Annotated in this window: 9 protein-coding genes (1 of these 9 cut by a window edge); 2 read left to right on the forward strand and 7 right to left on the reverse strand. The window is 69.4% G+C overall.

All coding sequences use genetic code 11. The annotated features are described in order from the left end of the window. From FB390_RS01645 to FB390_RS01655, 3 genes are all read right to left on the reverse strand, one after another. Positions 1-18,473, reverse strand: the 5' end (the start) of a protein-coding gene (locus tag FB390_RS01645) for a hypothetical protein (protein ID WP_141807361.1). It extends 24,250 nt beyond the left edge of the window; 18,473 of the gene's 42,723 nt are visible here — the first part of the coding sequence; it begins with the start codon at positions 18,471-18,473; its stop codon lies beyond the left edge, outside the window. 19 nt (positions 18,474-18,492) lie between these two features. Then, a complete protein-coding gene (locus FB390_RS01650; protein ID WP_185756914.1) occupies positions 18,493-18,981 on the reverse strand; it encodes a YbaB/EbfC family nucleoid-associated protein in 489 nt (162 codons plus the stop codon). Between the two features lie 75 nt (positions 18,982-19,056). Continuing rightward, positions 19,057-19,377 carry a hypothetical protein gene (locus FB390_RS01655; RefSeq protein ID WP_141807363.1) on the reverse strand — a complete coding sequence of 107 codons (321 nt, stop codon included), beginning with the start codon at positions 19,375-19,377 and terminating at the stop codon, positions 19,057-19,059. 354 nt (positions 19,378-19,731) lie between these two features. On the opposite strand from FB390_RS01655, the gene dtd reads away from it, so the two are divergent. Both dtd and FB390_RS01665 read left to right on the forward strand, forming a co-directional pair. Then, entirely contained in the window at positions 19,732-20,163 is a 432-nt protein-coding gene (dtd, locus tag FB390_RS01660; RefSeq protein WP_141807364.1) for a D-aminoacyl-tRNA deacylase, read from the forward strand. A gap of 151 nt (positions 20,164-20,314) precedes the next feature. After that, positions 20,315-21,820 (forward strand): hypothetical protein, encoded by a 1,506-nt coding sequence (locus FB390_RS01665; RefSeq protein ID WP_141807365.1) that lies wholly within the window; start codon positions 20,315-20,317, stop codon positions 21,818-21,820. A 269-nt stretch (positions 21,821-22,089) separates the two neighbouring features. On the opposite strand, the gene FB390_RS01670 is transcribed toward FB390_RS01665, so the two are convergent. From FB390_RS01670 to secY, 4 genes are all read right to left on the reverse strand, one after another. Next, positions 22,090-22,980, reverse strand: a complete 891-nt coding sequence (locus tag FB390_RS01670; protein ID WP_246123808.1) for an LLM class flavin-dependent oxidoreductase — start codon at positions 22,978-22,980, stop codon at positions 22,090-22,092. Positions 22,981-23,073: 93 nt separating this feature from the next. Further along, positions 23,074-23,877 carry a type I methionyl aminopeptidase gene (gene map / locus FB390_RS01675; protein WP_141807366.1) on the reverse strand — a complete coding sequence of 268 codons (804 nt, stop codon included), beginning with the start codon at positions 23,875-23,877 and terminating at the stop codon, positions 23,074-23,076. Positions 23,878-23,906: 29 nt separating this feature from the next. After that, on the reverse strand, positions 23,907-24,452 hold the full coding sequence (locus FB390_RS01680; RefSeq protein ID WP_097246897.1) for an adenylate kinase: 546 nt from the start codon (positions 24,450-24,452) through the stop codon (positions 23,907-23,909). After that, a complete protein-coding gene (gene secY, locus FB390_RS01685) occupies positions 24,449-25,771 on the reverse strand; it encodes a preprotein translocase subunit SecY (RefSeq protein WP_141807367.1) in 1,323 nt (440 codons plus the stop codon). Before secY ends, FB390_RS01680 begins: the two co-directional genes overlap by 4 nt. Positions 25,772-25,794: the final 23 nt, after the last annotated feature.

Genomic DNA, 25,794 nt, shown 5'->3' on the forward strand with positions numbered 1-25,794 from the left:
TCGGGTTCATCGGGCAACGGCGCGGGGGTTGGCGGCCGGTTCGGCGGCTTCCCTTGTCCCCCATCGGCATTCGGTTCCATCGGGAACTCGGGCGCCTCGTAGCCGCCGGGTCCACGGCGGTCGGGCCTGCCGTCGGGTCCGAGCCGGAGGTCGTCGGGGTCGGCGCGGTCCGGTTCGGCCCGGTTCATGACCGATTCGACTTCGGCGCTCGCCTTGCGACCGAAGGGCAGTCGGGCCTTTATGCGGCCGAATATGCTCTTGGGCGGTGAGGTTTCGCCGAGATCGGCGGTTCCGTCGGTGAGCTTCTTCCCGGTCCTTTCCGCCAACCCGCTCGGGTCCGTATCCACCCGGGCGTCCACGGCGGACTGGGCGACCGAACTCGGATCCGCATCCGGCTGGACATCGGCGCCGGACTCGGCGACCGAACTCGGATCCACATCCGGCTGGACATCGGCGCCGGACTCGGCGACCGAACTCTGACCCGTATCCGCCCGAGCATCGGCCGCGATGTCCGACCTGAAAACGGGCGATCCCCAATGGAGTCTGCCTCGTTCACTCGGATCGGCCGAGCGAACCATGTCGAAGACGACCTCGGCGTGCTCCGCGCCCACCTGGTCGACATATTTGCGGACGGCGGCGAGCCCGGCCTCCTCGGCGACCCGCGCGGGCGGGCGGGCCTCGGGATTGCGCGACCGCCTGCGCTCGGCTTTGCGATACGCCTTGTCGTAGGCGTCGGTGTAGGCGGCTTCGGCCGCGTCACGCGGAATGAACCGGCCGTCGGCTCGCAGTTCGGGGAACCGCCGGATCTCGTCGGCGAGGGTTCGGCTGAGCCGGTCCCGCGCCTCCCGGCTTTCTCGATCGGGCGTAGGCACACCGTCTTCGTCCGAGGCGACGCCGGCGTCCAGACCGTGGGCGCGATCCCATTCCGCCCCGGCGTACCGGCTCGGCGACAGCCCGTCGATGCGGCCGCCCAGCGCATCGATATTCGCGCGGACCGCCCGCAACCCGGCACGGTACGAGGCCGCCCAGAGCATGTCGTAGGTGATCGCGTCGTTCTTGTAGAGGATCGGCGCGACGATCTTCGCCGCGGCCGAATACGCCTCGTCGAAGGCCCATTCGAGCGCGTCTTCGATCGACCGCCCGCCCTCGCGCGCTTGCTTCGTACCCGCACGGACAGGTCTCGTGCCATCGTTGAGATCTTCGAAGCGGCGATAGTTGTATTCCATCGCGTACGCTTCGGCCAGTCGATCCAAGCTCGCGGCGACGTACTCGTCGCGATTCGTCGTCAGCCGTTCCTGTCGCGCGTCGACACCGAGCGCGCGCTGTTCGGCCGCGACCGCCGCGCGGATCAGAGCACCGATCTGCGTGTGCTGGGCATCGCCGACCTGGATCACCGCGGTGTTGGTGAGCGGCTCGTAACCGAGTGACCGCGCGTCGTCGGCGGCGTCCGGGCGACGAACCGACAGAGCCGGATCGTCGGTGAATCGAATGCCCACGCCGTGGCGCGCCAGTGTTCGGTGCACCCAAGGTCCGATTCGTTCTACCTGGCGGACAAGCTTTTCGACGAGCGAATCGTGCCGGCTGCGCGTCAACTGATCGAGATCGGATCCGGCCGAGTCGTCGGGATCGGTCGAGGCGCCGAGTCGGCGCGCGTCGACCGCCGCCTCGGGCGAGTCCACGACGAACACCGAACCCGAGTCGTCGAGCTGAACGTTCGGGCGGTGCGCCGTCGTGCCGTCGGTGGTCTCCGGCCGCGCTGGATCGCGGCCGACCGCATCGGCGATCTCGCCCTCGATCCGTGCCAGCTCGCCGTCCAACCGCGCATGCCACCGCGACAGGTCGACGAGCACGGCTTCGGCGATATCGCCGTCGCCGAGACCGGGCCGTCGGCTCGCGACACGGCGCAACTCGGCGATGATCGCGTCCTGATCGGAGCCGAGATCGACGGTGTCGGGAATCTGCAGACTCTGCCGAAGACGCCCGGCGGCACGATCGAAATCGAACCGAATCCGCGCCTGTTCCCGCCGGATGTCCGCGTGCTCGCGGAGCAAGCCCTCGACCTGACGCGCCGCCTCCGGAGTGGACGGCACGTACTCGTCCATTCCGTCGGGAACGACGTTGCGCTGCAAATCATCCCATTCACGACCGGCGCTGTCCCGGATACTCGTGCCGTCGGGGGCGAAGTCCGGCGAGTCGAAGAGATCGGTCGCGAGCAGTTTCGCGATGCCCGCCTCGCGGCCGATCTCGCGCAGCCGCGTCTCGGTCAGGCTGTCGTCGCCGCGCCTGGCCGAGTCGATGGCGGCATCGTGCGCGGCGAGGTACTGCTGCTCGAGCGCCATCCGGTAGTCGCGGGCAGGCAACGACTCGGACGGATCTGCTTCTGGCGTACCCAAATCCTGGTGGAACAGGGCCTGCCTGCCGAGCGCGTCCGCCTCGGCGCGCAACCGAGCCTGGACATACGCCTCGCGGTCCATCGCCCGGATACGCGACGGCATCACCTCGAGCTGCCCGTTGCGCACCGCCTCCGCCAACGCCGCCGCCCGCACCACCGCAGCCGCCTGCGCCTGCTGGCCGCGATCACGCGCACCGACGACGACATCCATCGTCAGCCCATCGAAGGCATCGACACCGCCCGACTCGCTAGCGTCGAAACGCACGCCCGCACGCATCTCCGAAAGCAGTTCGATAGCGGCACGGCCGGTTTCGCTCGCACCGAGCACATCCAAGACCTCGGCGAACCCACGATCCGGCGACCCGACGAGCCACCGGCTCAGCCCGTCGGGGGCGGGGCGCGTGGCGACCGGAACCGAGGGCGGGGCATCCGCGGAGCTCGCGCCGCCGGGCGCGGATGTGTTGTCGTCCAGCTCGTGCGACAGCGGGTTGTCCGTGTCGCGCGTGTCCTCGGGCAGCGTGCCGTCGCCGATTTCGGCGGTTCCGTCGGTGAGTTTCCGAGCGATCCGCTCCACCAACCGATCCGGATCGGTGTCGGTCATGGTGGGGAAGTACCTGGCCAGCACGTCGGTGCCGCCGTCGCGACCGGTCAGCGGCACCCGCCAGTTACCCTTGCCGTCGTTTTCCAGGTAGATGTCCACCCGGACCGGGCCGACCCGCACCTGCCTGTTGAGGAACTGCGGGCTCGGCAACGGTTCGCGCACCCGGACGAGCGGCTGCGGAATCCGGCGCGTGTGCATGCGGTAGGCCACCGCGGCCGGATCGGTCTCCGGCAACTGCGGATTGTTCTGCGCCGCAAGGAATCCCACCTCGACCACGTCGGGTTGCAGGAGGACCGGGGTCGATACCCACCGGTTCTCCATCCGGAACGCGAGCCGGGGCTCGTTCCGGTGGAAGAACGCCTCCTCACCCAGCCGGGTGATCCAGTCGGCGAATCCCTCCCTGATCCTGCCCTCGGCCCGGAACCGCAGGTACTCCGAGAGGAATGTGGCGACGGCGTCGGGCAGCGAGGGGTACCGGCGCGCTCCCTCGGCCACGTCGCGGGACAGCTCGACCGTGGACGGGTTGCCGTCGGGTCCCGGCTCGACCGCCAGGTAACGGATGCGATGCCCGTCCCACAGGGCGTCGCGCAGCGCGGGATCGTCGCGGCTCACCTGGTCCAGCGCGTCGAGGTGCTCACCCTTCGGTGCGATGACCAGCAACTCCGGCGTGCTCGACTCCGGCTTGAACCGCAGCACATTCGGGCTCGACCGCGCACCGTCGGGACGCGCTCGCAGCTGGTCCTCGACGACGCGGCGCACCAGCTCGTCGCTCGTCGATTCGGTCGGCGGCGCCGAATCCGCCTCGGGCACAGCGGCGATGCGTGGCGAACCCCAGTGCAGACCGTCCTGTTCTGTCAGGTCGGCCGAACGGATGACGTCGAAGGCGATCCAGGCGCGCTGGGCGCCCACCTTCTCCACATATTTGCGAACCGCGGCGAGCCCCGCCTCCTCGGCGGCCTTGTGCGGCGACGGCGCCTGGGGATCGCGGGCGAGCGCACCCTCGGCCTTGCGGTACGCCTGGTCGTAGGCCGCCGTGTACGCCGCCTCGGCCGGACCGAACGGAATGTAGCGACCCTCGGCCCGCTTCTCGGCGAATCGCCGGATCTCGTCGGTGAAGGTGCGGGCCTGCCGGTCGAGCGCCTGCGGGCTGTCGTCGGCGACCGGCGCGCGCTCCGCTTCCCCCTCGGGCGCGAGATCGGGACGAAGTCCGTGGGCCCGGTCCCATTCCGCCCCGGCGTACTGGGCCGGTGTCAGCCCGTCGATGCGCGTTTCCGAGGTGTCGAGGGCCGCGCGGACGGCCCGCAGACCCGCACGGTAGGCGGCGGCGTTCAGCATGTCCCTGCCCACCGCGCTGTTCTTGCCGTACACCTGCTCGGCGATCTTCCTCGCCTCGGTGAACGCGTCGAGGAAGGCCTGTTCCAGCGGATCGTCTATGCGCCTGCTGCCCTTGGTGCGCCCCGCTCCGACGTGGTACCGGTCGATTCCGGCCGTGGCCGCCTGGAGGCGACGGTGCTGGAAGTCCAGCGCGTACGCCTCGGCCCGGCGGTTCAGCTGGGCCGCGATGTAAGCGTCTCGCTGTAGCGACAACCTGTCCGAAGCCCGACCCGCGCCACGGGCATCCAATTCGGCCGCGACCGCGGCGCGTACCAGCGCCGCCATCTGCGTCTGCGCGCCCTCGTAGAACGGGAGGACGACGGTATTCGTCGCGCGATCGTAGCCCGGCGTCCGCCCGGCGCCCTCCTGCTGCTCGACTACGACGGCCGGATCATCGGCGTAGCGGATCCGCACGCCGTGGCGCGCCAGGGTGTGCGCCACCCAGTCACCGATCTGCCTGCCCCCCTTCGTCAGATCCGCGAGCAGCTTTTCGTTTCGGGAGGCGGCGAGGCTTTCCAGCCTGCTCGTCGGGGCAGCGTCGGGGTCGGCCGGTTCGGCCCGCTGTCCGGACTCGGGAGTTTCCGGCGTGCTCGCGTCCGGTCGGCGCACGAACACCGCACCCGATTCGCCGAGATGGACGCGGGGACGTCGCATCCCCGTGCCGCCGTCCCGGGTCGGTTGCGGCAGGTCTCGACCGACGGCGTCGGCGATCTCGCCCTCGAGCCGTGCCAGCTCGTCGTCCAATCGGGCGTGCCATTGCGACAGCTCGGTGAGCAACGCGTCGGCGAGGGAGCCGTCATCGACGACCGCTCGCTTGCGGGCGATCTTCCGCAGTTCGGCGATGATCGATGCCCGATCGGATCCGAGATCGACGTCGTCGGGAATCCGCATCCGCCCCCTGCGCTGCTCGACCGTCTGATCGAAGGAGAACTGGACGAGCGCCTGCGCCCGCCGGACGTCCGCGTGCTCGCGGATCAGGCCCTCGACCCGACGCGCCGCCTCAGGGGTGGACGGCACGTACTCGTCCGTCCCCTCGGGAACGACGGTGTGCTGCGCGGCATCCCACTCACCAGCGACGATGTCACGGAGACTCGCGCCGCTGTCGGTAAGATGCGGCGAGTCGAACAGGTCGGTCGCCAACAGCGCCGCGATACCCGCCTCGCGGGCGATCGCCCGGAGCCGCTCCGCGTCCGGATCTCCGCCGGGCCGCCGAGCGGCGGCGAGTGCGGATTCGTACGCGGCCAGATACCGCTGCTCCAGCTCGCTCCGGAAGTTGCGATCCACCAGTGATTCGGACGGGCCGACTTCGGGAGTGCCGAACTCCCGGTGGAACAGGGCCTGCCTGCCGAATGCGTCGGCCTCGGCGCGCAACCGGGCCGCGATATAGGCGTCCCGGTCCATCGCCCGGATACGCGACGGCATCACCTCGAGCTGCCCGGTGCGCACCGCCTCCGCCAACGCCGCCGCCCGCACCACCGCGGCCGCCTGCATCTGCTGGCCACGATCACGCGCACCGACGACGGCATCCATCGTCAGCCCATCGAAGGCATCGACACCGCCCGACTCGCTAGCGTCGAAACGCACGCCCGCACGCATCTCGGCGAGCAGTTCGACTGCCGCACGGCCGGTTTCGCTGCCGCGGAGCACCTCCAAGACCTCGGCGTACCGACGATCCGCCGCGGCGGCGCGCCAGGAACTCAGACCATCCGGCTCGGCGTGCGCGGCCACGGGGACCGAGGGAGAAGCGTCGGCAGCCTCGGCTGCGGCGTCCTCCACCTCGGGGTCGGCGGGGCTCGTGCTGTCCTGGACGGACCCGTCGCCGAGCGGCTCGGGTGTCCTGCTCGCGCGCGGGTTACCCCAGTACGCGCCGTCGGACTCGTCCGCGCGAGCGGCCCGCACGACGTCGACGATCAGTTCGGCGTTCTCGATCCCCACCTTGTCGACGTGGCGGCGGATCGCGAGCTCTGCGGCCTCCCTTGCGGCCAACGCCGGTGGCCGCGAGGACTTCTCGCGTGCCAGTGCCCGCTCCGCCTTGCGATACGCGCGGTCGTAGGCATCGGAGTACGTCTCTTCGATCGGGCTGCGCGGTATGCCCGAGCCCTTGCCGTCGGCACGCAGTTCACGCACCTGCTCGAGCTCGGCCACCAGGTCGTGGATGCGCCGCCGCAGCGGAGCGGGCGCGTCCGTGTCGCCGAGCGGCGCGGCCGCGCCCGGGGTGATGCCGTGCGCCCGATACCACTGGTCGGAGAACCGCTGGGTGAAGTTCCGGCCGTCGACTTCGGGCACCAGCTCGTCGAGGTTGTCGCGCACCGCGCGGACGGCGGCTCGATGGGAGGCGGCGTCGAGCAGCTGCCCGGTGATCGCCGAGTCGTTGCGGTAGGCCCGGGCGAGGACGTCACCGGCCTGAGCGAACGCCCGGAGGTAGGCCTTCGCCAACGAGCCCGCCATGGACCCGATCATGTTGTCGTCGGTGAACTGGTTGTTCGCCGCGAATCCCAGCGCCGCGGCATCGGCCTGGTGATCGAGCATCAGGTCGATGTACTCCGCGCGCGACATGCCGAGTCGCGGTATCGGCCCGTGGGGCGAGGAAGCGTGCAGCTCGGCGAGTCGAGCGGCGCGGATCAGCGCGATGGCCCGCTGGCGCGGATTGTCGCCTTCGCGCAGCACCACCGTGTTCGTCGACGGGTCGTAGGACTCCTCCAGTCCCACCTCCACGTGGTCCCGGCTGGCGTGGTACGAGCGCGGTTCGGAGGTGTAGAGCACCCGCACACCGTGGCGCCGCAACGTCTGGGCCGCCCATCGACCGATGTCGTGGCGGTGATCCCCGAGCAGCTCGGCGACCCGATCCGATGCCTTCGCCACCAGTTCCGCCAAATCCGTTCGCGCTGCGTCGTCTTCGGGACCAACCGCGGGCGCGGCGGAATCGGAAGGCCGCGGCGACAGGTCCACATCCGTGTGGTCACCGCCGATGAACACGACGCCGTCCTGGGCCACATGGATCGCGATCGGTTCCTCGACACCGAGATCTCGCCGCACCGCCGCCGCGAGATCGACGCCGAGCGCGCGGCGCCGCTCGGTCAGTTCGCCGTGGCGGGCGGTCAGTTCGGCGAGCACGGCCAAATCGGTCTGGGCACCGTACCTGCGCGGACCGTCCGGGCCGTGCAGCCGCGCCACCACGTCCTGCCGGTCGAGCCTGTCCGCGTCCCCGCGCAGCAGCGAGACATCGCCAAGTCGCGCCGCGACGCGATCCCAATCCGCCTCGACCCGGGCGAGTTCGCGTTCGACGGCGGCGCGCTTCCTGCCGATGTCCTCCAGTGCCCGCGCCGCGTCCCGAGTGGTCGGCGCGTATTCGCGCAACCCGTCCGGTGCGGTGATGCGGTGCTGGGCGTCCCAGAACTCGGCCGCGGCGTCCCGGTGGGCGCGTGCGGGTCCGGAACCGTCCGGTGCGTCGAATTCGCCGCCCGTGAGCAGTGCGTCGACGCCCGCCTGCCGCGCCCGTTCGAGCAGAGCCGGATCGATTTCCGAATCCGGCTCTCGCACGCCGATTTCGGCATCGAAGGCGGCCAGGTAGGTCGCCTCGAGCCGCTGCCGTGCGGTGGGATCGGTGACCGGATTCGCGGCGGTGTCGTATCCGGCCAGTTCGAGTTCGCGATGGAACTCGGCCTGCCTGCCCAGTGCCAGCGCCTCGGCGCGCACACGCGCGGCGATGAAGTCGGCGCGATCCTGGGCACGAACACGCGCGGGTGTCACCTCCAGCAGACCGGTCCGCACGGCGTCGGCGAGCGTCGCGGCGCGGACGATAGCGGCGGCCTGGGCGGGATGGCTGCGATCCCGTGTCCCGACCGACACCTCCATCGTTCTGCCGTCGAACACATCGACGGACCCGTTCGCGTCGAAACGCACGTCGGCGCCGAGGTCGCGCAGCGTCGCCATCGCATCGCGACCGAAGGCACCGAACCCGAGCACCCCTTGTACGTCGTTCGCACCGGGCAGGCTGGGACGCACCGTCCACGACTCCCCCAGCGGCCCGGTGGATTCGGTCCGCGCATCGGCGTCATGGCGGAATTCCGGGCTGCCCGAGGGCGGCGTGAGACGCTGATCGGCCGGCGCGGTGGCGGGCTCGCCGTGCGCTTCCCGCCACGCCCGCTCGTAGAACTCGGCGTTGGTCGGACCGGAGCCCGAGGGGCGGTCCGCCGCGACGTGCGGGCGCAGCGCGTCGAAACCGGCCTGGTTCGCGATGCGGTCCAATTCGTCTGCCGGACCGCCGATCTCGTTCGCCGCGTCCGCGCGCGCCTTCCGGTAGGCGTCGAGGTAGACGTGATCGGCCGCGGTGAGCTCTACCGCGCCACGCAACTGCACGGCCGCGACGATCTCCCAGACGCGAGCCGAGGTCTCCTCGTCGATCTTGCGATCGACGTAATCCCGTCGCTCCGAACGGATCCGGTCACGGGCGTCGACCGCGGCATCCTGCCTGCCCGCGAACTCGGCGTGTATCGCGCCGCTCACGATGGCGCGCATGTGCTCGCCGTCGGTGGCGCCCGCATCGATGACAAGCACCCGCCGCGCGGGGAAGAACTGCGTCGCCCCGCCGGAACTGTGCTCGATCGTGACGCCATGCCGCCGCAGAGTCTCCAGCGCCCACGTGCCGACCGCGCTGTCCGACAATGCCGTCGTGATCGGCTCTATGCGCTGTCTGGTCGCGTCGCCCGCCAGATCCGACTCGGCGACCGCGCGGCCGGAGGACTCGAACACCCGCGGATCGATAGAGTCGACCCGGCGCGCTCGGACCTGGCCGAAGTCGTCGATGCCCAGCGACAGGTGCTCGAACTCGACGGGACCGTCGCGCAGGAGCGTGCGCACGCGCGGATCGGCCGTCGCCGCATTGCGCAGGGCCTGGTGCTGGAAAGGCATCCCCGCGACGACGATCCGGTTCGGTGTGCCCGGAACGTAGACGTAGTGGTCGCCGAGCGGACGCGCGTCCGGAGCGTAGGTGGCCAGCACCTCGCGGGCGGCCAAGGCGGCAAGCGTGTCGACCTCCCGGTCGTAGGCCACCTGCGCGTTCTCGCGCCGCGCGATCAGATCGGTCAGGGACAGCAGATCGTGCTCGGTGCGGCGCAGGTCCGCCAGCCGCTCGGGTGTGGTCGCGGGATCGGCCATCTCGGCACGGACCGGACCGAGACGATCGGCGATCTCCCGGGACAACGAGTCCGCCGGCAGATGCGGACGGATGCCGTACCTTGCTGTGCCGCTGTTGATTTCGTCGGACACCTCGACCAGATCGCGGTGCGCGCGGACACGATCGGCCGCGCTGGTCCGCAATGCCGCGGCCGCGGGCTGTGCCGGTTCGGGTGCGATCTCAGCGTCGTAGAACTGGCCGTGATCGGTGCGGGAACGATCCCACTCGGCTCCGTAGTAGTCGGAGTAGTTCCTGCCGTTCGGCCAGACGTGGGTCTCGATTTCCGCGATGAGCGCTTCGGTCGCCCGTTCGTGTGCCCGACGCGCGATCTCGGCCTCGCTCAGCGGCGTTCCGTCTTCCCCGTGCTCCGGCTGTGCGGCGTACGCGGCGTCGTAGGCGTCCTCGAGGTAGTGCCGATCGCCGAAATAGTCGCCGAGCTGCGGGTCGGCACGGAATTGTCCGGCAAGCCTGATCCACTGTGCCACCGCCGCCGCCTCCTCGGCGACCATGGTGCGGATGAACGTCGCACGGTCCATACCGAGATGGCCCGATTCGCCGCGGATGTACCGCTCGGCGTGGACGGACTCGTGCGCCAGCGACAATGCTTGGCGCACATGGTCGTTGCGGCCGGTGTAGACGGTGGCCGTCAACGACTCGGCGGCGAACCCACCGCTGCGCCGGTCCGCGGCCGCCCGTTCGTATCGCACCCGTACCGACGCGTCGTCCAGCACCCGCAGCACATCCGCGCCGGTCTCGGTACCCCGCAGCAGCGCGCGCACCTGATCGGAATGCGAATCGAGTGAACGACCGACGCGGACATCGATGTCGGCGACAGGGTTCGAATCGGGGTCGGCTCCCAGGGGGTGCACCGCGTTTCCCTGCGGATCGAGCAGGATCGCATAGGTGCCGAGCACTTCCCGCGGCACGATGGGCGGGAACCGCTTCGTGTAGTCCGCACCCGGGTCCCGGGCCACGACGATGCTCGCGCCGTCCTCGTCCCTCTCGTGTCTCAGGACGTACGCGTGCGCGCCGACGCCGTACTCGTCGACCGGACCCGCGTACTCGTCGACCACCAGTGCTGTCGAGCCCTCCGGCATGTCGAGGAGCTGCCGTTGGATCGCCTCGTGATCGGCGAACCGGCGCAGCTGCCCGCCCGCCGCCTCCTGCACTTGGGCGACCGACATGCCATCGAGTCCGACCGGGCCGTCCGGCGGCTCGATCGTCGTGCTGCCGGTCAGGCGCTTGATCAGGCGCAGCGCGAGTTCGGCGCAACGGCCGCGGTTCGCCTCGGCGGTGTGCGAAGCGACAGCGTCGGAAGGCTCGGCGAGCGGCGCGTCCTCGGCGTCCTGAGGCCCGTCGAGGGCATCCGGCGAGTCGTCGTCGGAATGCTCGACGAACTCCGCGTCGTCGACATGCTGATGAATATCGGCATCGGGAAGGGCGGCGACGTCGACCGTGCCGTCGGCCGCCACGCCGTTCGCGTCGTTCCAGTCCCTGGTGTAGACGCCGACGTAGTCGGCGACGCCTCCGTCGGAGGTCCCCAGGTACGCCCGGATGCCCGCCGCACCGAAGTCGAGCGCCGGGTCCCGCATGGGATCACGGAGGTGCCGCGGCCGCAACAACTCGGCCATCCGATTCAGCGCACGGCGCGACATCCCGAGACGTGCGGCATCGCTCGCGCCTTCCAGATCGCCGACCGGAACCACGTGTCCACGGGCCCGCAACTGTTTGACGAACTCGGCCTCGAGCGCGTGCGCACGGCTCTCCTGCCGGACCATCGCGTCGACGTAGTCGCCACGCTCCGTCGTCAGCGGATGCGGTGACAATCCCTCCGCGGCATCACGCAAGTGGGCGGCGGCATGCACCATATCGATGGCCTGCCGCACCTCCGAGGTGCCGTAGCCGAGAACGAGCGTCCTGCGCTCCGGGTAGTAGCGCGGCTCGACGTCCAGTTCGTGCACCACGCGAAGGTTGTTGCGCCGCAGCATGTCATCGGCCCATCGGCCGATCTCGCTGCTCTCCAGCAGACGCTGGACCCGCGCGATCCGATCCGCCGACGTCTCGCCCGCGGAATCACCCGGCATCCCCACCGGTACGGCAGGCTCGTCCTCGGCAGTCCAATTCAACGCATCGTCGACGACGTCCGTGGCGGCGTCGGGACCGAGCGACGTCACCTCGACATTCGCGTCCGGCCCCGGTTCCTCGACCTCGATCAACCGCAGATCCAGATCGGGACGACGCAGCACCGACGCGAGTTCCGGGCGGCGCGCCAAGGCCTCGGCGAGCGCGGCGGCGTGCTCACGTTCGAGCGCGACGACGACCACCCGAGGCGGCGTTCCGTCGAGCAGCGCGACGTGCGGGGTGATCGCCTCGGCCCCGTCGAGTCCGGTCTCCTCGAGTTCGGACGCGAGCACATCCCTTGCCACGGCGGCATTCGCTGCTGTGTCGGCACGGTTGATCAACTCACCCTGGAGGTGGTACTGATCGCCGAGATCGGACAACAACCGAATCTTCAGTTCACGCCCGAGCAACTCGGCGCGCTGTGTCTCCATCGCCGCGTCGGGCAGCATGTCCCGGCCGACATCGGCCCGATCCACACCGAGCCGTTCGGCGAGCTCGGCCAATTCCTGCTCGTTCGCCTCGCGCAGCCTCGGCAGCGTCTCCGCGCGCAGTTCCGGGTCGATGGCATCGATGGTGTCGATGCCGAGACTGCCGGCGAGATCGTTGATCTGGCCGGCCAGCTCCCTCCGACGCCGTTGGGCGACGACCCGCCGCGTCGCGTTCTCGGCGACCTCCGCCTCCGCCTCGGGCGAACTCCACCCGTGCACATCGGAACCGCCGATCATGACGGCGTCCCATGCGTCGCCGTAGTACTCGAGGTAGTTGTTGCCATCCGCCCACCGATAGGTGGCGATGTGGTCCGCGATGGCGGCCGCGCCCGCTTCGCGTGCGCGGGTCAGGATCTCCTCGTCGGTGAGGCCGAGGTCGTCGCGCGACGCCTGCGCGGCCCTCGCGTCGAAGGCCGCGAGGTAACGCTCGGCAGGCCGGCTGTCGTCGTCGACCGCGTAACCGAGCCTGCGTAGCTCCCGGGCGAACTCGAACTCCCGTCCGGCCGCGAGGGCTTCCTCGCGGACCATCGTCGCGACGTACTCGTCCCGGCCCAGCATGCGAATCCGGTTCAGCCGGTTGCTGGTTTCGCCGCCCCAGGCCATCTGCGCGTGCACGCCTTCGTGCACCAGCGTCAGCGCCTGGCTGATGAGATGCCGTTCGGTGACCCGGATTTCGGCAACGACCGATTCCGAGTCGTACGTGCCGTCGGCGAATTCGCTCGTCATCTGGTGCGTGAAGTCGATCGAGACATCGCCGTCCCCGAGAACAGCGAGAATCTCCCTACCCACGCTGGTCAGCTCCAGCAGAGCAGTGACCTGATCGGAGTGTTCGCCGAGCGAAAGGCCGATGCGCATCGGCAGATCGACGGTCGGGTGGCCGGATCCGTCTCTCGCGATGGGGTGCACCGGAACGCCGCGGTCGTCGAACAGGATCATGTGCGTCGAGCCGATATCGGAAGGCAGTCGCGGCGGGAAGCCCCGCACGGTGCCCGCGCCCGCGTCGTACACCACGACGCCGTTCTCCTCGCGCCGGAGCACATAGGCATGAGCACCGACACCGTGCTCGTCCACCGGGCGGGAATAGGCGTCGACGACCAACGCCGAAGACCCCTCCGGCATGTCGAGCAGCGCCCGATCGATCTCCTCGTGACCGGACACCGGACGCAACCGCCCGCCCGCCGCGTCCTGGAGTTCGGCCGCGGTCATTCCGTCCAGCCCGGCAGCCTCCGACGGCAGCCTGATCACCGAACTGCCGGTCAACGCCTTGATCAACCGCAACGACAGTTCCGCGCAACGGCCACGATTGCGCGCGGCCACCGAACGCGACGTGGATTCCGGCGACCGCCCACCGGCCGGACCCGCGTCCGCTCGCTGCGGCGGCGCATCGGAAAGCTGGGCGATGGTGGCGGCGAAATCGCGGGTTTCCGCGCGCAACCTGGCCAGCGTATCGGCGACGCCGCGATCGGTGGCGAGATCGACGGCGGACACCTCGAGCGCACCGGCCCAGTGGGCGAGTTCCGCTGCGCTCAGGTCGAGGTCGGCGGAATCGATCGGCGACCGGACCGCGAGGGCGAGCGCCTCGATCGCGCCCGCGCGCAGCAGTGTTCGAACCCGCTGCTCGGCGATCGCCTCGGTGAGACGCGCGTCGAGCCCTGCGTCGAGGGGCACATTCATCTGGCGAAGCAGCCATGCCCGCGTCAACTCCGGCGACAAGGGTTGCGGGACGAAGGTGTCCGGCGACGGGGGCGCGGGATCGGGTCGTGATCCCGGATCCGAAGCCATTTGCGGAGACGGCGCGACTCGCCGCGCCAGATCGGCCAGCGCCCGCAACGGATCCGGATTGCCGGACAGCGAATCATCCAGCCCGAGAGCGGCGGACAGATCGTCGACGTAATCGGGCTCGGGGTCGGTCAGCGGATCTTGGTCCTGCCGCTCGGGTATCCGCGATTCGTCGAGGAGGCGCCGCAGCGCGGCCATCGGGTCGGCCGGATCGCTCGTGCCCGCTCGCGGCGGCATCCGCCGGTCGAGATCGTCGTTCCGCGCGCCGCTTCCGGCCGCGAGCCCGTGCCCGCGCTCGTCGCCGAGCGGACGTGTGGCGATGCCGTTCTTGTCGTAGAAAATGCCCCAGGTCGCCTTCGCGTCCGGAACCTTGGTGGGATCGAATTCGAACGGATCCGGCTGCCGCAGTGGGTCGTAGACCATGACCTTGTCGGTCGCGGCGTCGTAGTACATGGTGAACGCGTGCGCACCCGGTTCACCGTCGGGAACGCTACCCCGCTGCTGGTTGATGACGATCACGGCGGACTTGCCGCGCATGTACCGCAGCGCATCGGCGATCGCGTGCTGTCCCGTCCGCCTGCGTCCCGGCCCCAGCAGGTTCAACGCGGCGAGGCGTCCTCGCCGCCACAACGGAGTCAGCTGAGCATCGGCGTGGCGCTCGATGACGCGCCAGTCCATGCCGTCCGGGCCGACACTGTCCGGCGCCGGAACAGTGATCGCGGGGTTGCCGGTCACCTCGGCCGCCTTCCACAGCGCCTGCACACCGCAGCCGCCCTCGGTCAGCTCGGGACGCGGCGAAACCGGTTGCGGCGGATCCGATTGCTGCGAATCCGGCTGTGCCGGATCGGCATCCGGCTGGTGCACCGCGGTTCCGGCACGGTCGGCCTCGATATCGGACACCCGGTACATGGCATCGACGGGCACCCCACTCGGCGGCTTCGCCCCCTCGGTCTCCGGCGCGTTCCACTGGTGGTAGAGACCGTTGGTTTCATGGGGCACGAACACCCGGACGCCGTCACCGAAGTGCTTCGACGGCAGAATCGGATCGCCCGGCATGCCGACCAGCGCGATATCGTCGACCAGGTTCGACAACCGGCCCTTACGGCCCGCGGCCGCCGCGACGTCGACACCGTAGCCGCCCGCGATGATCCGGACGGACGGCTTGTTCCCCGCCACCGCCCTGGTCGCGTCGAAGATCGCGATATCGCGCCGCAGCAGCTCCGCCGCCTTCTTCGCGCGCCAGTTCACCATCGCCGATCCCCGACCCGGTGTGTCGTAGCCAAGCCAGGCGATGGATGCCAGCGACTCGCCCGCGCGCAGGCGGCCCGCGGCGGCGGCGTGCCTGGCGGCGGTCGCCTCGAGGACTGCGCCGAGATCCGCCACGGTCGCGTCCCGGCCCGGCACGTGCAACGACACCAGCGTCGCCGTGTTCGGATTGCCGAACGCGACGAGCGCCCTGCCCTTTCCACCGAAGGCGCTCGGATCGTAGGCGAGCAGGCGCACCGGCAGGTTCGGATCGATCCGCGCGGCCCGCAGCTGCGCCCGCCGCAAGTCCGCGACCGTGCGCCGCAAGTCGCGCAGCCGCTGACGTTCCTGGCGGTTCAGGCTGTCGCGTGCGCTGAGATCCGCGATGTCCCGGGCGATCCGCAACCGGTTGGCGGTGTCGGCGGAATGCGAGTCGATGCCGGGCGCTCGGCCGATCACGTCCGGATACGCGCGAATCAGGGTGGCTCGTTCGGCGTCGGTCAGCGCGTTCCACCGCCGGGCGTTCTCGTCCGCCTTCGCCGCGGCCTCGTCGTCGGTGGCGGGATTGGCGTCGGTGTCTCCGAGCAGCAGATCCTGGGCACGCAGGCCCGGTTCCATCCGGTTCAGGATGGCGTCGGCCTCGTCGATCTCCGCCCTGGTCGCCTCGCTGCTGTCGTCCGGTAGGACACGGCGCGGGTCACGAGTGCCGGTGTTGTCGGAGTCCGCGTCGGAGTCCGGGTTGGCGGCGGGGTCCGCGGCAGGTGCGGCGTCCGGATCCAGATCCGGGTCGCGGGCGGGGTTCGGCCGCGTATCGGGGGCGGCGCTCGAACTAGTGTCGGGCTCGGCGTCCGCCCGGTCGCCGTCGGTGGTCGGGCGTGCGCCGCTCGGTGCGGCTTCCGGTCGGCCGGGCGGTGCGGGCGGCAGCAAGAGGGCGGCAGCGGCCGGGTCCACCGCGAGAGCCCCGTCCGGATCGGCCGCATCGTCCGTATCCGGCTGGCGGGAAGTCGAATCCGCCGTGCCGTCCGGCGGTGTCGGCGCCGGGTCGGGCGAAACCAGATCGGCAGGGCCCACCTGCACCTGCTGCTGATCGGCGCTTGCCGCGGCGTCGCCCTCCGCGTCCGCGTGCGATCGGGCTTGCGGCGCTTCGGAATCCGTGACTCGCGCCTGAACCGGTCCGGCCTGGTCCGGCGACGCGCCGGGAACACCGGCCGCCCGGGCCGGGCCCGCGCCGACCTCCGTCCGATCCACGCCCGTCGGCGCGGCGCCGACCGTATCGGGCGGGACGGCGCGGGTGCTGCCGTCCAGCGCGGCGGAACTTCCCCGTGCGTCGGCGGTCCGGGAAGCGTTCGACGCGGGGGCGGACTGCTGCGCCGGAGCAGCGGACGAGGTCGGCGACGAGGACGCCGGCGACGACGCACCGGGGGCGACGTTCGATGCGGTCGGCCCGGCGACCGCGGACGTCGAACCGGGCACGGCCGCACCGGGGGCGCCGACAGCCGTCGGCGCGCCGGGCATCCCGGCCGCGACCGGTCCGGCGTTCACGGGAGCGGCGCCGGGCGCCTGCGCCGCGGGCGACGCTCCGCCGACAGCCGCCCCGGTCGTACCGGTACCGGTCCCCGAATCGGGGACGCCGACGGCTGAAGTCCCCGGCGTCGAGCCGTCGGCTATCGGCCGACCATCCGCAGCTGAATCGCCCTCTGGCACAGCAGAATCCGAAGCAACCGATGCGGGTGAATCCGTGTGTGCCGCGGAATCCGCGCCGCCCGTGGAAACCGAGCCCCCGCCCGCTTGCGCTGAATCGGCGCCCATTTGCGCGGAATCTCCGCTCGGCGCAACCGAATGCGCGCCCGCTGCGGGGGCGCTGCCGTTCTGGGCAGCGGAACCACCGTTCGAGGTGTCCGTATTGCCCTCGTTGGCACCGGAATTCGCATTGCCTTGACCGCCAGGGGCCGCGCTCTGCTGGCCTGCCGCCGAGTCGCCACCGGTCTGACTCGTGGCCGCCGCACCGGAATCGGAAGTGCCTGTGTCTCCGGCATATTGGCCGGCGTCGGCCGACGTGGACGGCCCCGCGGACGCGGATGTGGTGCTCGGAGAACCGGCATCACTACCGCCGTTGGCATTCGCTCCGGCGCCATTCGTTCCAGCGCCGGTGGTCCCGGCTCCATTCGTCCCGCCGCCGTTCGCTCCACCACCGTCGGCGGCGCCGGTGGTACCCGTGCCATCGGCGGTATTCGGTGCGGGAACCGGGGACGTTCCGTCAGCGGCCGGTCCGGATCCGGGCAGAGTGCCGACCCGGACGGGGTCTTGATTGAAGTTCACCGGGCCGTTGTGCTGAGTTGTCCCCCGCGCACCGTAAACACCGCTCGGCCCGGCGCCGGAGACCGCGCCACCCACGAATGAACGCGGATCCCAGTTCCCTGTGGCCCATGCCGCGACGAAAGCGCCGGCCAGACCGGCACCCGCGCCGACGATCGACCCGCCCATGAATCCACGGACGCCGCGGTTGTTCATCAGACTGGGCGCGATCCGGTTCATCGCGCGGTTCAATCCGAAACCCGCGCCACCACCGGCGCCACCGGCCAGCGCGGAGACCCAGGCGTTCTCCCAGATCGCGCCGGTATCCCAACCCTGGCTGTTCAGACCCTCGGCGATGACGATGCCCTGCACCGCCACCTCTTGCGCGGTGCCCTGGAAGACCTCGACGATCGCTTCCTGGACGATCTCGTAGACGAGCTTCGACACCACCTGCTTCGCCGCATCCGACAGGAATGTCCTGGCGAGCATGGCGGCGATCCGGCCCTCCAACCACCTTGCCATCGCGCGAAACACGGCTCGCGTCGCCGCGATGGCCCCGGCCTGCACGGCCCCCGCCCCGGGACCGGCGAAGAAGGACAGGGCCAGCTCCGCCGCCAACCAACCCAGCGAGAAGATCGCGTTCAGGTGATTCGCGTGAACCGCACCCGCGAAATCGTCGACCGAGACCGCAAGGTCGTTGAACGAGTTGCCCATCAACTCGATCGAACCGTGTTGCGGCGTCCCGCCTTTGGGCGTGTCGTCGTGAATCACCGCACGCAGCGAATCGACGATCTGCTGCCCGCCCTCGCCCTGCGGATACGCGTTGACCACCGCCGCGGCGGCGACATCAGCCTCCGCTATCGCCTCATTGAGAATCTCGTCGGCGATCTCCCGCAGGACAGCGGAAACCTTGACCACATCGTCGGGATCGATGCGTGTGATCTCCGAGCCCGCTACCCATTCGAGCCAAGCGAGCTCCGGCGGAATCGCCCAATAACCCATCGAGAGGCCGATTCAGACGTCACCAGGCTTGGCCGGCGACAGTCTCCGTTGGCCCCCTGCCACCACCGTGGTCGTAGCTCTCGACATCGGTGAACGTCATCACCCCGTCGCGTTCCGACGAACCGGGGGGCGCCAGCGAAACCGGCGGCTCCACCGGGATTTCGGCCTCGATATCCGGCATTCCCTCGATCACATCGGACAACTTCGGCAGCCGTGCCTGCTCGTCGAACAGGGGCGCCGCGAGCGCCTTGCTCTTGGCGAACACCTCCTCGGCCGCTTGCTGCGCCATCCGGGTGACCGCCTTGGCGATCTGGTCGTAGCTCAGTTCGTCGACGCGGTCGGAGAAGCGCGTCTCGATGACGACGCCGTTGGCGTTCACCGTCACAGACACCGTCTTGTCGCGCGTGGTCGCGGTCGCCGTCAGCTTGACGCGCTCACGCTGCGCTTCCGCGATATCCCGCATACGGCTGCGGAAGTCCTCCAACAGCCCGGCGATCTCCCCCTCCATACGCCCAGACGTCATGTCACCCACTCCGAACTCCAAGGCGGCGCCCGGAAAGCCCGCCGGCCACCACTGCCGCTGCTAGACCTGCTCGATCAACTGCCGAGCGGCGTCCTCGTTCCGCTCGGCGGCAACCGCCGCCTCGTACTGCCCTTTCGACAGGTTCGCCCAGGACTCGGCCATGGTGCTGGTGCCGTCCACCGCGCCCTGCAGCCGCTCCGTCAGTCCCGGACTCCCGTTGCCCTGAACGTATTTGCTGCCGAAGTTGTCGCTGCCGATCACGGCGAGCAAGGTGCTCAGCTGGTCCTGGACCCGACCTGAGATGCTCTCCAACCGAGCCCGGACCTTGTCGGTCTCGTACCCCGCGGTCCTCAGCTTCTCGGAGTAATTCTCAGTCGTCATCTCGCACCTCTACCCCCGGGTGGTGGACCCACCGCTCGACTACGGTTCGAACTCGTCCGACGATGACAGTCCAGTGCAACTCGTCAGTAACCTTTACATGAACTTGAGACAGCGTGGGAGTGACGCACAGATGCGCAACCACGGACAAGTCGATAGCTTCTGGAACACCTGATGACCTGTCGCACAAAAGCATTGGCACACGCCTCGATTTCCCGGCATCACCGTTCACACCCGGTTCATCGAGGCGTGGGAACACCTTGGCAACCACCGTCGGCGCCTAGCGACCGCCGCCCAGCCGCCACCCGGTCCGTGGCACACCGGTCTGCCCGCGATCGCGAGTGCGATGATCAGCCGATGCGAGTTCTTGTACAACGAGTGACCGCCGCGCAGGTGACCGTCGACGGCGAACTCGTCGGGCGGATCGATCCCGACCCGCAGGGCTTGGTCGCGCTCGTCGGCGTCACTCACGACGACACCGAAGCGACCGCGAAAGCCTTGGCGGACAAGCTGTGGCGACTGCGCATCCTGGACGGCGAGCGTTCCGCCGCGGACCTGAACGCGCCCGTCCTCGTCGTCAGCCAATTCACCCTCTACGCCGACACCGCGAAGGGCCGCCGCCCCTCTTGGTCGGCGGCCGCGCCGGGCCCGGTCGCCGAACCGCTCGTCGACACCTTCGCCGAGGCGCTACGCGCCCTCGGGGCGACCGTCGCGACAGGTCGTTTCGGCGCGCACATGCACATCGATCTCACCAACGACGGCCCCGTCACGCTCCTGCTGGAGGCCTGAGCACGCGGTTCGCACCGAGTTAGCTGACAGCTAGCAGCGAGCCCGATCGTTCTCGGGCGACCGCATCCGATTTGTGGCAGACTTTTCGCGAGAACAGATGCGGCCGAGAGAACGACCGTCTGTGGAAGGTGATGCGGGAGTTGGGTTCGCGATGGATCTGAGTGCTGTCGAACGACAGGTTGCGGTCGATCGCAGTGCGGCCCGAGACCGAACGGTCGAATCCGAACTCCGCCTGGCCACTTCGCTCGTCGAGCTGGCCAAGGCGCTGGTCGCCACGAAGAACGATCCCACCGCGCGCCGGGACCGAACCCTGGAGGCGCCCGCCCCGGCGCAGGAAGCGGTCGGCATCCGGTTGAACTGGCTGGCCGCAGGCATGGTGGAAGCGCGGTTCGCCGGTGAATTGCAAGAGGCGCTGCGGGTCTTCGAACAGGTGACCAGGGCGGCCGGTCGACGCGACCTGGCGACGACGACCATCCGTGGCGCCTGCGCCACGTACCGCCAAGTCGCGCAGACGCATCCGCACGTGGCGGGTATGTGCGCCGACGGACTCGGCAAGTGCGGCGTGTGGCTGGGCAGGTTGGACCAGGACGCGGCCGTCGCCGCCGTCGAGGACGCCGCCCGCATCCGCGCCGAGCTGGCGGCCGCCAACCCCGATCTGGCGGGCAAGTACCTGGCCAGCCTGAGCACGCTGCTGCGCACCCTCATGGTCGGCCGCTCCCGCAAGCAGGCGCTGGCGATGTACCGCGAACGGTATGCCGCGTTCACCTCGACGACCATGTCTATTCGTCTGCGCGCCTGCGGTATTCGCGATCTGGACCTCACACCGAAGTCCTACAACGCGCTCGTCGAACTGGAGTGCCGCACCCTGGAGCAGGCCGGGCGGCTGACCCAGCAGCAGATCGTGCGCAAGTCCTCCGGCGACCTGTCCACGGTTGAGGAGATCAACTGGCGGCTGGCGCTGGTCGGCCTGCGGCCGCTCGCGCCGGGCGAGGATCCGGAGCCGCCGTCGACGCCGGTCGAGATCGGCCCCACCTTCGGCGCACTCGGCGTGCGCTGCCCGGATCGCGACGCGATGACCCAATTGCGCGCCGCCATCATCGAGGCCTACGCCCAAGACGACATCCAGCCTGTCGACAGCGCCACCTATCACAACTCCGACGACGAGGACTGGGAGATCGGCGAGGCCGAGCTCAACACGGCGAGCACGCTCGGCGACGACGTGGTGCTGATCGAGATGTCCTACGGCGGCTGGGTGACCGTGATGAGCCTGAACTGGGAGCTCGCTCCCGTCGGCAAACACCCGCTGGCCCTGCGGCTTTCCCAGCAGTGGCCGGTGGTCAGCGTGACGGCCACCGCGAACATGTCCTACGAGCTGTGCCGCTACGAGCACGGCAAGGCGACCCAGTACGCGGCGCTCGGCCGCCCGGCCGGACCCGCCACGCTCGACGAGCCGCTGGCGCCCTTGGACTTCGGCGTGCTCGCCGCCTACGGCGCCAGCCACGCCACCGAGAACAAACTGCGGTCGGCGTTCGGCAACACGCAATCCTTCGCGAACCTGACCTACCTGCCCGGCGCGGGCATCCGGCAGCTGCGCAAGTCGATGACGCTGATCGACCATGATCACGTGCTGTTTTTCCGCAAAACCGGTCAGAGCTGAAACCCTCTCGGCTGCAATTCATTCCGGGTAGCGTGCCGCGCCTCGCGCGTGGCTCGGATGCCAACTGCGGTTCGCTCCAGCGCGATTCGAGTAGTTCGCTACTCGCGAGTCACCCCTCGCGTGGAACCTAATCTGACTGCATCGTCAGAGTCCACCGCGGAACAGGGTTCACCGCGGAGCGAGATCAACCGCGGTGCGAGGTTCACCGCGGAGCGAGGGAGGTGCGGAACGCGGAACCGCCGAATCCGCAGCACGGCCGAAGGTTTCGGTCAGGCGTGCAGGGCGCGGGTGCAAGGAACGACGTCACCGATCCAGCGGCGGAGCTGGGTATCGTCGGGCGACTCCGGCCAGTACACGAACGTGTCGAAGCCGGTCTCCACGGCGAGATCGACCAGGATGCGGGCCCAGCCCGCGGCGTCGGTGCGAATCGGGTCCTCGCCGCGCAAGCGTACGGCCGAACCGGGAGTGTCGGTGATCGTTCCGACCAGTTGTGCCATGCGGGTGATGTCCGCCGGGGAACGTCCGGCGTCGACGGCGGCCGCGGAGATAGTGTCCTGCGCCCCTTGCCATTTCTCGTACGGCAGATAGTGCGGGATCGGCGCCGCCCAACCGTCGGCGAGCCGTCCGGTCAGCGCGTTGGCCTTCGGTCCGACGCTGCCGAACCAGATCCCGACGGGATGCGCCGGTACGGGCCCGGACTGTACGCCGTGCACAGCGTAGTACGTACCGGCGACGGTGGCCTTGGCGTCCGGCCGCCACATGGCGCGGATGATCTCGGTGGCCTCCTCTAGCGCGCGGAGCGCTTCGGGATTCGTGCGCTCCGGGCCGCCCATCGCCTTGATGGCGGGCCAGAACGCGCCGGCGCCGAGGGCGAGTTCGAACCGTCCGCCGCTGAGCAGATCCAACGTCGCGGCCTGCTTGCCCAGCATCGCGGGTCCGCGCAGCGGCAGGCTCGCCACATCCGGAAACACCCGCAGCCGTTCGGTTTCCGCCAGCACCGTCGCGATCAACGCGAACGTGTCGACGAGCGCGCCGGAGTAGGGGTGATCCTGGATGCCGAGCAGATCGAGACCTTCGGCATCGGCGATTTTGGCCAGCTCCCGAATGCGTTGCAGGTCAGTGGCCTTCGGTGCCAGTTGGATCCCGAAACGCAACGTCACGGCGTGCTCCTTGTCTGCGCGAAGGGTGCGGTCGCCGAGAAAGCGAAACGGCGGCCCCCGATCCTATCGGGAGCCGCCGTGCGAAACTTCGCCCTACTCCGGGCGCGGGGTGAGGATGCGCGGTCCGTCCTCGGTGACCGCGACCGTGTGCTCCCAGTGGGCGGCGCGGCTGCCGTCGAGGGTGACCACGGTCCAGTCGTCGTCGAGCACCTTGGTCTGGGTGGTGCCGAGGGTGAGCATGGGTTCGATGGCCAGCACCGAGCCGACCACGAGCTTCGGGCCCTTGCCCGGCGCGCCCTCGTTGGCGAGGAACGGGTCCATGTGCATCTCGCGGCCGATCGCGTGTCCGCCGTAACCGTCGACGATGCCGTAGGCGCGGCCGTGCAGTTCCTCGACGGCGCGGGTGCCCATCTCGATGGCGTGCGACACATCGGTCAGCCGGTTGTCCGGCAGCATGGCGGCGATGCCCGCCTCCATGGACAGGCGGGTCGCCTCGCTCAACAGCCGATCGGCCTCGATGATCTCGCCGACGCCGAAAGTCCACGCGGAATCGCCGTGCCAGCCGTCCAGGATGGCGCCGCAGTCGATCGAGATCAGGTCGCCCTCGACCAGGATCTCCTCCGCGGTCGGAATCCCGTGCACCACCCGGTCGTTCACCGACGCGCAGATCGAGGCGGGGAAGCCGTGGTAGCCCTTGAAGGAGGGCACGGCGCCCGCGTCGCGGATGGTCTGCTCGGCGACCTCGTCCAGTTCCAGGGTGGAGACCCCGGGCTTGGCGGCCGCACGCACGGCCACCAGGGTGCGGCCGACCACCGCGCCCGCCGCCGCCATGGCGTCCAGCTCACCGGCGGTGCGGAACGGCACCACCTTCTTGCTCTTCTTGCGGCCGAAGACCATGACGGCTCAGCGCTCCCGAGACAGGGACATCAGTGTCCCAGTGCGCGCAGCGCGCGGGCGTTGACCTCGTCCACCTCGCCGACGCCGTCGACCGTGACGACGAGACCGTCGTAGTGCTGTAGCAGCGGCTCGGTCTCCTCGCGGTACACCCGTAGCCGGTTGCGGATCACGTCCTCGTTGTCGTCGGCGCGACCCCGCGCGAGCATCCGCTCGACCACGGTGTCCTCCGCCACGACGAAGCACAGGACGGCGTCCAGCTTCTTGTCCATGTCGCCGAGGATCTTCTCCAGGGCCTCGGCCTGGTCGATGGTGCGCGGGTAGCCGTCGAGCACGAAGCCGTTCGCGGCGTCGGGCTCGTTGACCCGCTGCTCGACCATGCGGTTGGTCACGTCGCTCGGCACCAGATCGCCGGCATCCATGTACTTCTGCGCCTCGCGACCCAGCGGCGTCTGCTGGCCGATGTTCGCGCGGAAGAGATCCCCGGTGGAGATGTGCGGGACGCCCAGCTTCTCCGACAGCAGGACGGCCTGGGTGCCTTTGCCGGCACCCGGCGGACCGAGCAGTACAACTCTCACTTGAGGAACCCTTCGTAATTTCGATTCATCAGCTGGCTTTCGATCTGCTTCACGGTGTCCAGGCCGACGCTCACCATGATCAGCACCGCGGTACCGCCGAACGGGAGGTTCTGGACGCCACCGGTGTTGCCGATATCGAGGAAGAGGTTCGGCAGGACTGCCACCAGACCGAGGTAGATGGAGCCGGGCAGGGTGATGCGGCTCAGGACGAAGTTCAGATAGTCGGCCGTCGGCTTACCGGGACGGTACCCCGGGATGAAGCCACCGAACTTCTTCATCTCGTCGGCGCGTTCCTCCGGGTTGAAGGTGATCGCGACATAGAAGTAGGTGAAGAACACGATCAAGCCGAAGTAGATGGCGATGTACACCGGGTTGCTCGGGTTCACCAGGTACTTCTGAATGATCTCCTGCCACCAACTGGGGTCAGGGTTGTTCTGCGAGGAGGTCAGCTGCGCGATCAGGTTGGGCAGATACAGCAGCGACGAAGCGAAGATCACCGGGATGACACCGGCCTGGTTGACCTTCAGCGGCAGGTAGGTCGAGGAGCCACCGTACATCTTGCGGCCGACCACGCGCTTGGCGTACTGCACCGGAATGCGGCGCTGGCCCTGCTCGACGAAGATCACCGCGACGATGATGGCGAAGGCGGCGGCGCACACCAGGCCGAAGACCAGACCGCCGCGGCTGTCCAGGATGGCCTTGCCCTCGGTGGGGATGCGCGCGGCGATGCCCGCGAAGATCAGCAGGGACATGCCGTTGCCGATGCCGCGCTCGGTGATCTGCTCACCGAACCACATGACGAGCGCCGCGCCGGCGGTCATCACGAGCACGATGATGATCATGCCGAAGATGCTGGTGTCGGCGAGAATGTCCTGCTGGCAGCCCTGGAGCAGCTGGCCACGCGCCGCGAGCGCGACCAGACCGGTCGCCTGCAGCACGGCCAACGCGATCGACAGGTACCGCGTGTACTGCGTCATCTTCGTCTGGCCCGCTTGGCCTTCCTTGCGCAGTTCTTCGAACCGCGGGATGACGACGGTGAGCAGCTGAATGATGATGCTGGCGGTGATGTACGGCATGATGCCGATCGCGAAGACCGACAACTGCAGCAGCGCACCACCGGAGAACAGATTGATGAGCTGGTAGATGCCTGCGTTCTCACCGCCGGAGACCAGGTCGACACATTCCTGGACGGCCTTGTAGTCCACGCCGGGCGACGGCAACGCGGCACCGGCACGGTACAGCGCGACCAACCCCAGCGTGAAGAGAATCTTCCGCCGTAAGTCCGGAGTCCGGAAGGCCGATACGAAGGCGGAAAGCACAGATCCTCCTGGCGCGAACGACA

Source organism: Nocardia bhagyanarayanae, from assembly GCF_006716565.1.
Taxonomy (GTDB): Bacteria; Actinomycetota; Actinomycetes; order Mycobacteriales; family Mycobacteriaceae; genus Nocardia; species Nocardia bhagyanarayanae.

Bases quoted from the DNA above. Each gene is read 5' to 3' on its own strand.
- dtd (WP_141807364.1), top strand. From the start codon at position 19,732: ATGCGAGTTCTTGTACAACGAGTGACCGCCGCGCAGGTGACCGTCGAC.
- FB390_RS01655 (WP_141807363.1), bottom strand. From the start codon at position 19,377: ATGACGACTGAGAATTACTCCGAGAAGCTGAGGACCGCGGGGTACGAG.
- FB390_RS01650 (WP_185756914.1), bottom strand. From the start codon at position 18,981: ATGGAGGGGGAGATCGCCGGGCTGTTGGAGGACTTCCGCAGCCGTATG.
- map (WP_141807366.1), bottom strand. From the start codon at position 23,877: ATGGTCTTCGGCCGCAAGAAGAGCAAGAAGGTGGTGCCGTTCCGCACC.
- FB390_RS01665 (WP_141807365.1), top strand. From the start codon at position 20,315: ATGGATCTGAGTGCTGTCGAACGACAGGTTGCGGTCGATCGCAGTGCG.